General features: G+C 61.4%; 8 protein-coding genes. 5 read left to right on the forward strand and 3 right to left on the reverse strand.

Annotation, left to right across the window (positions count from 1 at the left end; genetic code table 11):
- Positions 1 to 62 precede the first annotated feature (62 nt).
- The 3 genes from ASG19_RS18875 (at position 63) to ASG19_RS18885 (ending at position 3598) form a co-directional block, all read left to right on the forward strand.
- Positions 63 to 1283: a lytic murein transglycosylase gene (locus ASG19_RS18875; RefSeq protein ID WP_082472037.1), complete on the forward strand. Its 1221-nt coding sequence runs from the start codon at positions 63 to 65 to the stop codon at positions 1281 to 1283.
- Between the two features lie 109 nt (positions 1284 to 1392).
- Positions 1393 to 2559 carry a DUF459 domain-containing protein gene (locus tag ASG19_RS18880; protein WP_082472036.1) on the forward strand — a complete coding sequence of 389 codons (1167 nt, stop codon included), beginning with the start codon at positions 1393 to 1395 and terminating at the stop codon, positions 2557 to 2559.
- A 118-nt stretch (positions 2560 to 2677) separates the two neighbouring features.
- Positions 2678 to 3598: an alpha/beta hydrolase gene (locus ASG19_RS18885; protein ID WP_062460960.1), complete on the forward strand. Its 921-nt coding sequence runs from the start codon at positions 2678 to 2680 to the stop codon at positions 3596 to 3598.
- 251 nt (positions 3599 to 3849) lie between these two features.
- On the opposite strand, the gene ASG19_RS18890 is transcribed toward ASG19_RS18885, so the two are convergent.
- Together ASG19_RS18890 and gltB are read right to left on the reverse strand one after the other, a co-directional pair.
- Positions 3850 to 5304, reverse strand: coding sequence for a glutamate synthase subunit beta (locus tag ASG19_RS18890; protein WP_062460963.1), 1455 nt, complete (start codon positions 5302 to 5304; stop codon positions 3850 to 3852).
- Positions 5305 to 5634: 330 nt separating this feature from the next.
- The gene (gltB, locus tag ASG19_RS18895; protein WP_062460966.1) at positions 5635 to 10371 is read right to left on the reverse strand and encodes a glutamate synthase large subunit; all 4737 of its coding nucleotides are present in this window, start codon (positions 10369 to 10371) and stop codon (positions 5635 to 5637) included.
- A gap of 477 nt (positions 10372 to 10848) precedes the next feature.
- Here gltB and ASG19_RS18900 point away from each other — a divergent pair, with 477 nt between their 5' ends.
- Positions 10849 to 11901, forward strand: coding sequence for a low specificity L-threonine aldolase (locus tag ASG19_RS18900; RefSeq protein ID WP_062460968.1), 1053 nt, complete (start codon positions 10849 to 10851; stop codon positions 11899 to 11901).
- 3 nt (positions 11902 to 11904) lie between these two features.
- Here the strand turns inward: ASG19_RS18900 and ASG19_RS18905 are convergent, their stop codons facing one another.
- The gene (locus ASG19_RS18905) at positions 11905 to 12762 is read right to left on the reverse strand and encodes a LysR family transcriptional regulator (RefSeq protein ID WP_062460971.1); all 858 of its coding nucleotides are present in this window, start codon (positions 12760 to 12762) and stop codon (positions 11905 to 11907) included.
- 97 nt (positions 12763 to 12859) lie between these two features.
- Between ASG19_RS18905 and ASG19_RS18910 the strand changes: the two genes are divergently transcribed.
- A complete protein-coding gene (locus tag ASG19_RS18910) occupies positions 12860 to 13861 on the forward strand; it encodes a bile acid:sodium symporter family protein (protein ID WP_062460974.1) in 1002 nt (333 codons plus the stop codon).
- Positions 13862 to 13896 lie beyond the last annotated feature (35 nt).

Raw genomic sequence — 13896 nt, forward strand, 5'->3', positions numbered from 1 at the left:
ACATCGTTGAGCCGCATCCCGATCTCGCCATGATGGCCAGAATAAAAATGGACCGACTGCCGATGAAAAAAATCAGCCCCAATCGCTTCCGCGCAACGATCTTCTCGCTTGTCGCCGGCCTTGCCATATCGACCTGCGCGATAGATGCCCGCGCCGATGCCGGTTTCAAGACGTGGGTTGCAAATTTCTATTCGACTGCTGCCAAAAGCGGCATCAGTCGCTCGACCTATGATCGCGCCTTTGCAGGCATCAGCGGTCCCGACCAGGAAGTCCTGCGCAAGGCCGAGTACCAGCCGGAATTCAAGTCGAAAATCTGGGATTATCTCGACAGCCGCGTCAATCCCTACACGGTCAAGATCGGCCGCGAAATGGCTGCCCGCCATGGCGCGACGCTGAACGCCGTGGAGCGGCATTTCGGTGTCGACAGAAACATTCTCCTCGCCATCTGGTCGATGGAATCCAACTATGGCGCAGCTCTGGAAAATCCCGAACGTCTGCACCACGTGCCGCAGGCACTGGCGACGCTCGGGTGGGGCGATCCGAAGCGCGGCAAGTTCGCGCGCAACCAGCTGATCGCCGCCTTGAAGATCCTGCAGGCAGGCGACGTATCCCCCAAGCAGCTGACCGGTTCCTGGGCAGGCGCGATGGGCCATACCCAGTTCATCCCGACGAGCTACCTGCTCTATGCGGTCGACGCTGATGGCAACGGCAAGCGCGACATCTGGCATTCGGTTCCCGATGCGCTGGCGACCTCCGCCAACCTCCTGGCCAAGAACGGCTGGACTGCCGGCAAGACCTGGGGCTACGAATCCGTGCTTCCCGCCGGCGCCGCAAAATACGAAGGCCAGAGCAAGACCTTGGCGCAGTGGGCAGCGCTGGGCTTCCAGCGTCCGAACGGCAAGGGTTTTCCGCGCGGAGCAGACCGCGCGACATTGAAGCTGATGGCCGGCGCGAACGGTCCAGCCTACCTGATGCTCTCCAACTTCTTCACCATCAAGCGCTACAACGCAGCCGACAGCTACGCGCTCGCGGTCGGTCTTCTCGCCGACGAAATCGCAGGTTTCGGCGGTGTACAGCAGTCCTGGCCGCGCCCCAACGGCACGCTCGACATCAAGGAAAAGTTCGAGCTGCAGAGCCGCATGAAGGAACTCGGCTATTACGAAGGCGAAGTGGACGGCAATTTCGGCTCCGGCTCGAAGGCCGCGATCTCCGCCATTCAGAAGCGCCTTGGCATGCAGCCGGATGGCGAGCCGTCGCATTCTCTTCTCAAGGCGATCCGTTGAGGCTAGCATGCGATGCGCCGCATCGTGAACGGTGCGGCCAAAAGGCATGAAAACGATGAAGCTCTTGCGCCACAACAGGCCAAACCGACGCCTGGTCCGGACGGTATTCATGGTAGCGACCAGCCTCGTGCTGTCGCTGCCATCAACCGTTTCGTTTGCCCAGGACGGCGGCGATCGGCGCAATCTGTTCAACATGCTGTTCGGTGCGCCGCGCACAGAGCGATATGAACGCTACGAACGTCCGACCCGGCGATATGACCGGCAGGATGGATCGATCATCGAGATGGCGCCACGCCGGCAGAGAAGCCGTGCCACTCCGCAGGCTGCGGTTCCCCGCACGAGGACGGCACCGATACCCTCTCAGCCCCAGGCCGAACCCGTCGCCAAACTGGAAACCGCCAAGAAAATACTCGTTATCGGCGATTTTCTCGCCGGCAATATCGGGGGTGAGCTGGAAACGACGTTTGCGACCTCCCCGGGGGTTTCGATCATCAGCCGCAGCGACGGATCCTCCGGCCTGGTGCGCGACGACCATTACGACTGGCTTGGCCAACTGCCGGCTATTCTCGACGAGGCCAAACCCGCGATCGTGGTCGTCATGCTGGGTGCCAACGACCGCCAGCAAATGGACACCGCCAGCGGCCGCGAGAAATTCCGCACGGATGCCTGGTTCAAACAATATGAAACCCGTGTCGCGGAGCTTGCCGGCATGATCGCGCAGCGCAAGCTGACGCTGCTTTGGGTCGGCCTGCCGGCGTTCCAGTCGCCATCGATGATGGCGGACGCGGTCACGCTCAACACGCTTTATCGGGGACAGGTGGAGAAGGTCGGCGGCGAATTCGTCGACATCTGGGACGGCTTCGTCGACGAGGACGGCAGGTTCGTCCTGACTGGCTCGGACGTCAACGGACAGCAGGTACGCCTGCGCAATTCCGACGGCATCACGCTCACCAAGCCCGGCAAGGAAAAGCTCGCCTTCTATGTCGACAAGGTCCTGCGCCGGCATCTGGGCGACATGGCAAGTCCCGATCTCGCCAAATTCGACAGCAGCACCCTCCCGCCGCTCCAGACGCTCGAATCTCCTGCCAACCCCGAAGTGCCCGTACGGCCGATCAGCCTGGTTGACCCGGAGCTGGACGGCGGCCAGGAGCTTCTGGGCGGCAATGCGCCACCGGCCCGTCTGACGGAAACGCCGCGCGACAAACTGGTCAAACGCGGCGAACTCGAGCCCGCCCCGGCCGGTCGGATCGACGACTACCGGCTCACGACCCAGTAGGTCTTTGACACGAGCGCGAGCTCTCGCCTGTAGCTTCGTGAAAAAACGTGCTACATAGTCATAAATTCCCAGTTCAGACGTGCATGGCCTAGCTGATCTCTTTTATCGGAGTGCCCGCATGAACCTGCTTTTTCGCGTTATCGTATCAACGATTCTGCTTGCGACGCCGGTCCTTGCAGAGGTTCCGCCGTTTCCATCCACCTTCAGGACCCAAACTGTCCATGTCGGCAACGTAGACATCCATCTCCGGATTGGCGGCAGGGGACCTGCCGTCGTTCTGCTACATGGCTACGGCGAAACCGGCGACATGTGGGCGCCTCTGGCTGCAAAGCTCGAGATGGATCATCTGGTCATCGTTCCCGATCTTCGCGGCATGGGTCTGTCATCACACCCCGAAGGCGGCTTCGACAAGGCAAGCCAGGCCCGCGACCTGGCCACCATTCTGAACGGACTGCACATTGATCGTTTCTCGCTGGTCACGCACGATATCGGCAACATGGTGGGCTTTGCCCTCGCGACGCAGCAACCCGCCCGCGTGACCCGCTTCGCGCTGCTCGATGCGCCCGTTCCCGGCATCGGCCCATGGGACGAGATCCTGAAAAACCCGCTTCTCTGGCATTTCCGCTTCGGGGGGCCGGACATGGAGCGTCTCGTCGCCGGGCGCGAGCGGCTCTATCTGGACCGGTTCTGGAACGAATTTTCCGCCGACCCAAAGCGGTTCGACGAAGCATCCCGCAAACACTATGCCGCCCTCTATGCCTTGCCCGGCGCCATGCATTCCGGCTTCGCCCAGTTCGCGGCCTTCGACCAGGATGCGATCGACAACCGCGCCTGGGCAGCCACGGGCGCAAAACTGGAAATGCCCATTCTGGCCGTTGGCGGTGAAAAGTCCTTCGGGCCGGGCATGGCGGCGGTGATGCGCACCGCAGCCACGCAGGTCAGCGAGGGCGTAATCGCCGATGCCGGCCACTGGCTGCTGGAAGAACAGCCGGATGCCACCGTCAAGATGATCGACGCGTTTCTCTCCAGCAGCGAGTGATGCGATCACAAAACCAGGCGCTTATTGTGGAAAGCAAGCGTCGCCCAAGCAGCAATTCGCTTCGATCCTACTGATGACCGTCTGCGCGCAGGAATCGGATCGTGAAATTACTGATCCGGGCGATGCACAGCGTATCGAGCAGGCCAAGATCGATTGCGGGATGGTCATGGGCAAGCATGACCTGATTCTCCCGAAACAAAAACGGCCCCTCCCCGCGAAACGGAGAGAGGCCGTTCATTTTGACAAATCAGTTAGCGCGGCAGGACGCTCGATCCCATCAGCGCTTCGTCGATGGCTCGTGCTGCCTGACGGCCTTCGCGGATCGCCCACACGACCAGCGACTGGCCGCGGCGCACGTCGCCGGCGGTCCACAGCTTGTCGACCGAGGTCTTGTAGTCGCGCTCGTTGGCGATGACGTTGGTGGAGCCGCGGCGGTCGACATTGAGTGCCAGCTTGCCGTCGAGTTCGGACAGCACGCTGTCGGTCGCGGGGCCCGAGAAGCCGATGGCGATGAAGGCGAGATCGGCCTTGATGATGAAGTCGGTGCCCGCGATCGGCTGGCGGCGATCATCCACTTCGCAGCAGCGAACGCCGGTCAGCTGGCCGTCTTCTCCGACGAATTCGAGCGTTGCTACCTGAAACTCGCGGATCGCGCCTTCGGCCTGGCTGGACGAGGTGCGCATCTTGGTGGCCCAGAATGGCCAGACGGCAAGCTTGTCTTCCTTTTCCGGCGGCTGCGGGCGGATGTCGAGTTGGGTCACCTTGACCGCACCCTGACGGAACGCGGTGCCGACGCAGTCAGACGCGGTATCGCCACCACCGACGACGACGATATGCTTGCCACCGGCAAGGATCGGCTCGGCGGCCCATGCGACGCTGTCGATATTTTCGCGACCGATGCGGCGGTTCTGCTGCACCAGATACGGCATCGCATCATAGACGCCATGCAGATCCGTGCCGGGAATCCCGGCCGGACGCGGGGTTTCCGAACCGCCGCAATAGAGCACGGCATCGAATTCCGCGGTCAGTTCCTCCACCTTCTTGTCCACGCCGATATTGACGCCGTAGTGGAAGGTCACGCCTTCGCCGGTCATCTGCTCGACGCGGCGGTCGATGAAGTTCTTCTCCATCTTGAAATCAGGAATGCCGTAGCGCAGCAGCCCGCCGGCCTTGGACTCGCGCTCGAACAGATGCACGTCGTGACCCGCGCGGGAGAGCTGCTGGGCAGCCGCCATGCCGGCCGGGCCGGAACCGATGACGGCAACCTTGCGGCCAGTCTTCACGGTCGCCGGCTGCGGCACGATATAGCCGAGCTCATAGGCCTTGTCGGCAATCGCCTGCTCGACCGTCTTGATCGCGACCGGCGCATCTTCGAGGTTGAGCGTGCAGGCTTCCTCGCACGGCGCGGGACAAACGCGACCGGTGAATTCCGGGAAGTTGTTGGTGGAATGAAGGTTGCGGATCGCCTCCTCCCACTTGTTGTTGTAGACGAGGTCGTTCCAGTCGGGGATCTGGTTATGAACAGGGCAGCCGGTCGGGCCGTGGCAATAGGGAATGCCACAGTCCATGCAGCGGGCCGCCTGTTTCGTCACTTCCGCATCCGACATCGGAATGGTGAATTCGCGGAAATGGCGGATACGATCGGACGCCGGCTGGTACTTGCCAACCTGCCGGTCGATTTCCATGAATCCAGTGACCTTGCCCATGTTTCATCCCTCAATCTTCGCCGCTAGCGCAGCCAGTTACTCAACAGGTCTCGCCGTCTCGGGCCCGGTATCATCTCCCCAATCACCGAATGGGCTGAACCTGGAACTCATAGCCTCACATGCTTCCTTCTCCGCAGGATGAAGAGATATTATTCCGTCCTTATCCTGTCGGATGATGATCTTGTCCCCTCAAGGAAGAAGTCATCGGGAATAGCAACGAGACGACGCTTACCCTCTCTGATGATTTCGCTCTCGCGTTCTCTTGGTAGTGGTCCCATGGGCGCCTCCATTATGAGCTTACGCTCATAGCACAAGGCGCCCACAGTTGAATTACTCCGCAGCCACGCCCATCCGCATTCGTTCCATTTCCACCAGTGCACGACGATATTCGACCGGCATGACCTTGCGGAATTTCGGACGGAACTCGCTCCAGCGGTCGAGAATGTCCTTCGCGCGTGTCGAGCCGGTATAGTGCATGTGGTTGGAGATCAGCTGGTAGAGCCGCTCCTCGTCGTGACGCGTCATGTCTTCGGAAACGTCCACGCGTCCCTTGTGCATGATGTCGCCGCCGTGATGGTGCAGCTTTTCCAGCATGTCGTCTTCTTCCGGAACCGGCTCCAGTTCCACCATCGCCATGTTGCAGCGCTTGGCGAAATCGCCAGTCTCGTCCAGCACGTAAGCCACGCCGCCCGACATGCCGGCTGCGAAGTTGCGGCCGGTTTCGCCGAGCACGACGACGATACCGCCGGTCATGTATTCGCAGCCGTGGTCGCCCACGCCCTCGACCACCGCGATGGCGCCCGAGTTGCGCACCGAGAAACGCTCGCCGGCAACACCGCGGAAGTAGCACTCGCCGGTCGTTGCGCCGTAGAGCACGGTGTTTCCGACGATGATCGAGTTCTCGGCGACGATGTTGGAGTTTTCCGGAGGCCGCACGATGATGCGTCCACCCGACAGACCCTTGCCGACATAGTCGTTGCCGTCACCGATCAGGTCGAACGTGATGCCCCGTGCGAGGAACGCCGCGAACGACTGTCCGGCCGTGCCGCGCAGCGTCACATGGATCGTGTCGTCCTTCAGGCCCTTCTGGCCCCAGCGCTTGACCAGCGCACCCGACAGCATGGCGCCGACGGAACGGTCGACGTTCTTGATCGGCACTTCGAAGACGACAGGCTCCTTGCTTTCAAGGGCTGCCTGCGACTTCTCGATCAGCTTGCGGTCGAGAATATCGTCGATCGGATGCTTTTGCCGCTCGGTCCAGTAGGTCGCAGACTTCGGAGCCCCAACCTTGTGAAACAGCTTGGTGAAGTCGAGACCCTGCGACTTCCAATGCGCCAGCATGTCGTCCTTCTCGAGCAGCTCGGAAAGGCCGATGATCTCGTCGAACTTGGTGAAGCCAAGCGATGCGAGGATCTCGCGCACTTCTTCGGCCACGAAGAAGAAGTAGTTGATGACGTGTTCCGGCGTGCCCTTGAAGCGCTTGCGCAGAACTGGATCCTGCGTCGCGACACCGACTGGGCAGGTGTTGAGATGGCACTTGCGCATCATGATGCAGCCGGCGGCAATGACCGGCGCCGTCGCAAAGCCGAACTCGTCGGCTCCGAGCAGAGCACCGATGATGACGTCGCGGCCGGTCTTCAGGCCACCATCGACCTGCAGCGCGATCCGCGACCGCAGACCGTTCAGCACCAGCGTCTGCTGCGTCTCGGCAAGGCCGATTTCCCATGGGCTACCGGCATGCTTCAGCGACGTCAGTGGCGAAGCACCCGTGCCGCCGTCGAAGCCTGCGACCGTGATATGGTCGGCGCGTGCCTTCGCAACGCCTGCCGCAACCGTGCCAACGCCCACTTCCGAGACCAGCTTGACGGAGATGTCGGAGGTCGGGTTGACGTTCTTCAGGTCGTAGATCAGCTGCGCCAGATCTTCGATCGAATAGATATCGTGATGCGGCGGCGGCGAGATGAGGCCGACCCCCGGCGTCGAGTGACGGGTCTTGGCAACGGTCGCATCGACCTTGTGGCCGGGCAGCTGACCGCCCTCGCCGGGCTTTGCACCCTGCGCCACCTTGATCTGCAGCATATCGGCATTGACCAGATACTCGGTCGTCACGCCGAAACGGCCGGATGCGATCTGCTTGATCGCCGAGCGTTCGGGGTTCATCGAACCGTCGGCCAGCGGAAGATAGCGATCGCTTTCCTCGCCGCCTTCGCCGGTGTTCGACTTGCCGCCGATGCGGTTCATGGCAATCGCAAGCGTCGTATGCGCCTCACGGGAAATCGAGCCGAACGACATGGCGCCGGTCGAGAACCGCTTGACGATATCGACTGCGGGCTCCACCTCGTCGAGCGACACCGGCTTGCGGCCGGACCGTTCCGCCGACTTGATCTTGAACAGGCCGCGAATGGTGTTCATCCGCACCGCGCTCTCGTTCACCATTTCGGCGAACTCGCGGTAGCGATCCTGGCTGTTGCCGCGCACGGCATGCTGCAGGGTGGCGACCACATCCGGCGTCCAGGCATGGCTTTCGCCACGCATGCGGTAGGCATATTCGCCGCCGATATCGAGCGACGAGGCGAGAACCGGATCCTTGCCGAAGGCTGCACGGTGGCGGGTAACGGTTTCCTCGGCGATATGATCGAGGCCGATACCTTCGATCGACGTCGCGGTGCCGAAGAAATACTGGTTGACCAGCTCGGTGTTCAGACCGACGGCATCGAAGATCTGGCCGCCGCAATAGGACTGGTAGGTCGAGATGCCCATCTTGGACATGACCTTGAGGATGCCCTTGCCGACCGCCTTGATGTAGCGCGAGACGATCTCGGAACTGTCCACTTCCTTCGGAAACTCGCCGCGCATATGCATGTCAGTCAGCGTGTCGAAGGCGAGATAAGGGTTGATGGCTTCGGCACCGTAACCGGCGAGAAGGCAGAAATGGTGGATCTCGCGCGGCTCGCCCGATTCGACGACGAGACCGACCGAGGTGCGAAGACCCTTGCGGATCAGATGGTGGTGCACGGCAGCTGTCGCGAGAAGCGCCGGGATGGCAATCCGGTCCGGTCCGATCTGGCGGTCGGAGAGGACGATGATGTTATAGCCGCCCTTGACCGCCGCTTCCGCACGCTCGCAGAGGCGATCGAGCATTTCCGGCATGCCTTCGGCGCCGCGCTCGATATCGTAGGTGAAATCGAGCGTCTTGGTGTCGAACCGGTCTTCCGTGTGACCGATCGAGCGGATCTTTTCCAGATCGCCATTGGTGAGGATCGGCTGGCGCACTTCCAGGCGCTTGGCGTTGGCAGCACCTTCATGGTCGAGTATGTTCGGCCGCGGCCCGATAAACGAGACGAGGCTCATGACGAGCTCTTCGCGGATCGGATCGATCGGCGGGTTCGTCACCTGCGCAAAGTTCTGCTTGAAATAGGTGTAGAGCAGCTTCGACTTTTGCGACATCGCCGAGATCGGCGTGTCGGTACCCATCGAGCCCACGGCTTCCTGACCGGTCGTCGCCATCGGCGACATCAGGATCTTGGTGTCCTCGGATGTGTAGCCGAACGCTTGCTGGCGATCGAGCAGCGACACGTCGCGACGCAGCGCCCGCGGTTCGACCGGCTTCAGATCCTCGAGTATCAGCTGCGTGCGATCCAGCCACTTTTCGTATGGATGGCGGGTCGCAAGCGTGGTCTTCAGCTCCTCGTCGGAGATGATCTGACCCTTTTCCATGTCGATCAGCAGCATCTTGCCCGGCTGCAGGCGCCACTTCTTGATGATGCTTTCTTCCGGCACCGGCAGCGTGCCGGCTTCGGACGCCAGAATGATGCGATCGTCGTCCGTGACGAGATAACGCGCCGGGCGCAGACCGTTGCGGTCAAGCGTCGCGCCGATCTGGCGGCCATCGGTAAAGCAGACGGCAGCCGGACCGTCCCATGGCTCCATCAGAGCCGCATGGTACTCGTAGAACGCCTTGCGCTCCTTCGACATCGACTGGTTGCCGGCCCAGGCTTCGGGGATCAGCATCATCATCGCATGCGCCAGCGAATAGCCGCCACGCAGCAGGAATTCGAGCGCGTTGTCGAAGCAGGCCGTATCCGACTGGCCCTCGTAGGAGATCGGCCAGAGCTTGGAAATGTCGTCGCCGAACAGCGGCGAGGACACCGATGCCTGACGCGCCGCCATCCAGTTGACGTTGGAGCGCAGCGTGTTGATTTCGCCGTTATGGGCAACCATGCGGTATGGATGCGCCAGCTTCCAGGACGGGAACGTGTTGGTGGAGAACCGCTGGTGCACGAGGGCGACAGCACTTTCAAACCGCGGGTCGGCCAGATCCTTGTAATAGGCACCGACCTGATAGGCGAGGAACATGCCCTTGTAGACGACGGTCGTCGACGACAGCGACACCGGATAGAAGCCGGTTTCCTCGCCGCCGAACTGGTCGTAGATGCGGTTCGAGATGACCTTGCGGACGAGGAAGAGCTTGCGCTCGAAATCCTGATTGGTCGCGGCATCGCGGCCGGCACCAATGAACACCTGGAGGTGATAGGGCTCGGTACCGGCAATATCCGGCGCCTTGGACAGCGAGGAGTTGTCGACGGGCACTTCGCGGAAGCCGATGAACTGCTGGCCCTCTTCGGCCGTTACATCGACGATCACCTTCTTGAAGTGCTCGATCTGATCCGGGTCGCGCGGCAGGAAGAAGTGACCGACGGCATACTCGCCAGCCTTCGGCAGGGTGACGCCCTGCTTCGCCATTTCCTCGCGGAAGAACTTGTCGGGGATCTGCAGCAGAATGCCGGCGCCATCGCCCATCAGCGGATCTGCACCGACGGCGCCGCGATGGGTGAGGTTTTCCAGAATGAACAGGCCATCCTTGATGATCTGGTGCGACTTCTGGCCCTTCATATGGGCGATGAAGCCGACGCCGCAGGCATCGTGCTCGTTGCGCGGGTTGTAAAGGCCTTGTGCTGCCGGAATGCCGGAGGCAATGAATGGCAGACGCTGTTCGACGCCCGGGCCAGCTTCCGCCGCCGTCGCGGTGGCGGGCAGACAGTGCAATTCGGGAACATTCTTCGTCATTGCTATTCCTCCTGTTGGCCACTCACGATCGAGCTTGCAAACGGCGTATTCTTCATTTCACCCGAAGAAATGCCTCGTCCTTTCAGGTGGCAGACTGCTGAAGCACGAAGCCCTTGAGAGTGCGAAGCATACCCTTGAACACGTCGACGGTCACCGCTCGGAAGCGAAAAACCACCTTCAGTTCAAAAATTAGGACAACATTTCTGTCCTAATTCTCGAATTTTATGACATATGTGCCGCCTGTCTTCAATCCCCGGCCCACGAAAAAGTTAAAGCTAAACGACACTTGATTACTGGTTGCGATGCCAGCTTGAAATAATCTTGCGCCGCGAATGCCAAAACTCGGCTTTGATTACGCGGCACGAGCAGACACCGCTCATTCGGCACGTTTCCCGATTGATCAACGGTCCAAAAGGCTTATGGTCCGCCTCGCTCAAAGCCCCGCATCTTATCCCACATCGCTTGCAAGGTAACGTCATGTTCTTCGCCTCGGACAACTGGGCTGGCGCCCATCCCGCAATCAATGAACGCTTGTCGAAGGAATCCACCCGCTTTGCCGCGGCCTACGGCAACAGCGAGCTCGACCGCTCGATCGAGGCTCGCTTCAACGAGATGTTTGAACGCGACGTCGCCGTCTTCTTTGTCGCGACCGGCACGGCAGCCAATTCGCTAGCGCTTGCCAGCGTCGCCCGCCCCGGCGGCCTCACCTTTTGTCATTCCGAAGCGCATGTGATCGAGGACGAATGCGGAGCACCCGACTTCTTCTCGGGCATGCGCATGGTCGCGGTCGAGGGCCCGGCCGGCAAAATGCTGCCGGAAAACCTCGTGGAGCGCATCTCACGCTACCCGCAGGACGCCATTCACCACGGCCGCGCCGCCGCCATCACCATGACGCAGGCAACAGAAGTCGGCACGATCTATACGCTCGATGAAATCGACGCGATCGCAAAGATCGCCAAGGACAACGGTCTGCCGCTGCACATGGACGGGGCCCGCTTCGCCAATGCTCTGGTCGCGCTTGATTGCTCGCCCGCCGAGATGACCTGGAAGCGCGGCGTCGACGTGCTGTCCTTCGGCGGCACCAAGAACGGCTGCTGGTGCGCCGAGGCGATCGTGTTCTTCAATCCTGATCTCGCCAAGGATTTTGCATTCCTGCGCAAGCGCAGCGCACAGCTGTTTTCGAAATCGCGCTTTATCGCAGCCCAGTTCGACGCCTATCTGAAGGACGACCTGTGGATGGGTCTCGCCGGCCATGCCAACACCATGGCCGATCGCCTGCGCACCGGCTTCGGCGCGCTCAACAGCGCCCGGCTTGCCTGGCCGACGACATCGAACGAAGTGTTCGCGGTCCTGCCGAAAGCCTCAGCCAAGGCCGCCGAAGAACAGGGCGCACGCTTCTACAACTGGCCGGCACCCCGCGACATTCCGGAAAAGGTCAAGGCAGACGAAGTGCTCATCCGCATGGTCACATCGTTTGCGACCACGGAAGAGGACGTCGACCAGTTCCTGTCGATCTGCGCTTCCGCCTGATCGTCAGCCCTGCTTTTGCGGCGCAATCTGCGCCGTAATCAGGCTGGACAGGGCCTCGACCAGCGCGGCATCTGCGCCGCGCCTGGAAATCAGCACGAACTCGACATCCTGCAGCGTTGGCAAACGGTCCCCGGTGATCTCCTTGAGGCCTTCGGGCGCCATGCTGCGCGGCTGCACGAGCACGCCCATTCCCGCCCGCGCCGCAGCCGTCAGACCGCTGAGACTGCCGCAGGTGCAGACGATCCGCCAGGACATACCGGCTCCATCCAGCGCCTCTTGCGCCACCCGCCGCGTGATCGAGGGCGACGGGAAGGCGATCAGCGGCAGAGCATCGGTCCGGTCGATCATGCGCTCCGGATCCCGCGCCAGCCACACAAGCGGCTCGCGGTAGAGCAGACGCCCATGGGTTTCCCCCACATGCCGTTTGGCGAGAACCAGATCGAGATCGCCCGCGTCCTGCATCTGATTGAGCACGGCCGACAGCGCCACGGTCAGCTCCAGATCGACGAGTGGATGCAAACGAATAAAATCTTCGAGAATGCCCGTCAGCCGGCTCGCAACCACATCCTCGGAAACGCCGAGCCGCAATCTGCCACGCAGCCGGCTTTCGCCGAACAGCGAGGACACCTTGCTGTTGAGATCCAGCATTCCGCGCGCATAGCCCAGCAGCGCCTCCCCTTCCGTCGTCAGCCGCACGTGGTGCGTATCCCGCGAAACGAGCTGACGCCCGAGCGACTTTTCCAACCGCTGGATATGCTGGGTAACGGTCGACTGCCCGAGCCCCAGCCGCGCTGCCGTATCGGTAAAACTTCCCGTCTGCTCCAGCACAAGAAAACTGTTCAGGTGATGCAGGTTGAGCATGGTTATCCGACTTCGCGATAGCTGTTAGTGTTTGCATTCAAATTCATGATAAGCGAAGACAGCCTCGACAAACAATGAAATCGTCGAAGGATTTTCCATGCGCCGCTACCTGCCGGATCGCTTCACCGTCATGCTCGTCTGCACCGTCATCCTCGCCTCCTTCCTGCCGATCCAGGGCGTATGGGCGGAATGGTTCGGTGTGGCGACCGACATCGCCATCGGCCTGCTCTTCTTTCTGCATGGCGCTCGCCTGTCGCGGGATGTGGTGGTCGCAGGCGTCCTGCACTGGCGCCTGCATCTGACGATTCTTTTGACGACGTTCGCGATCTTCCCGATCCTTGGGCTCATGATCGGTTTCGTTCCGGAAGATATCCTGCCCGCACCGCTTTACATGGGCATCCTCTTTCTCTGTGTGCTGCCCTCCACCGTGCAGTCGTCGATCGCCTTTACCTCGATGGCAGGCGGCAACGTACCGGCGGCAATCGTTGCAGCCTCCGGCTCCAACATTCTCGGCATGTTCCTGACCCCGCTTCTGGTCGGCCTGCTTCTGTCGACGACTGGCGACGCCGGCGTTTCGACCGATGCCATCCAGAAGATCGGTCTTCAGCTTCTGGCACCGTTCATCGCCGGCCAGATCCTGCAGCCGTGGATCGGCAACTGGATCCGCTCCAAGAAGAAGATCCTCTCGCCCGTCGACCGCGGCTCGATCCTGATGGTCGTCTACCTCGCCTTCTCGGAAGCGGTCATCGAAGGGATCTGGAGCCGGTTTTCGGTGAGCGACATCGCGGCAGTCGTCGTCATCGACATGCTGCTTCTGACCGTCGTCATCTGCATCACCATGTTCGGCAGCAGACTGCTCGGCTTCAAGAAGGAAGACGAGATCACCATCACCTTCTGCGGCTCGAAAAAATCGCTGGCAAGCGGCGTACCGATGGCCAACGCCATCTTCTCCGGCCAGTCGGCCTCGATCGGCGCCATCGTCCTGCCGATCATGCTGTTCCATCAGATCCAGCTGATGGCCTGCGCCGCGATCGCCCAGAAATACGCGGATCGAGCCAGAGCGAAGGAAGAAGCCGTCGCCAAGGTCGCCGCAGCCTGAAACCGGCGTGCAGACCTTAAGGTGTGCCAATCAGG

This window comes from Rhizobium sp. Leaf306 (genome assembly GCF_001423425.1).
In the GTDB taxonomy this organism is placed as follows: domain Bacteria; phylum Pseudomonadota; class Alphaproteobacteria; order Rhizobiales; family Rhizobiaceae; genus Neorhizobium; species Neorhizobium soli.

What these genes read in the sequence shown, in the direction of transcription:
- ASG19_RS18875 (WP_082472037.1), top strand. Translation starts at nt 63, where the DNA reads ATGAAAAAAATCAGCCCCAATCGCTTCCGCGCAACGATCTTCTCGCTT.
- ASG19_RS18880 (WP_082472036.1), top strand. Translation starts at nt 1,393, where the DNA reads ATGGTAGCGACCAGCCTCGTGCTGTCGCTGCCATCAACCGTTTCGTTT.
- ASG19_RS18885 (WP_062460960.1), top strand. Translation starts at nt 2,678, where the DNA reads ATGAACCTGCTTTTTCGCGTTATCGTATCAACGATTCTGCTTGCGACG.
- ASG19_RS18890 (WP_062460963.1), bottom strand. Translation starts at nt 5,304, where the DNA reads ATGGGCAAGGTCACTGGATTCATGGAAATCGACCGGCAGGTTGGCAAG.
- gltB (WP_062460966.1), bottom strand. Translation starts at nt 10,371, where the DNA reads ATGACGAAGAATGTTCCCGAATTGCACTGTCTGCCCGCCACCGCGACG.
- ASG19_RS18900 (WP_062460968.1), top strand. Translation starts at nt 10,849, where the DNA reads ATGTTCTTCGCCTCGGACAACTGGGCTGGCGCCCATCCCGCAATCAAT.
- ASG19_RS18905 (WP_062460971.1), bottom strand. Translation starts at nt 12,762, where the DNA reads ATGCTCAACCTGCATCACCTGAACAGTTTTCTTGTGCTGGAGCAGACG.
- ASG19_RS18910 (WP_062460974.1), top strand. Translation starts at nt 12,860, where the DNA reads ATGCGCCGCTACCTGCCGGATCGCTTCACCGTCATGCTCGTCTGCACC.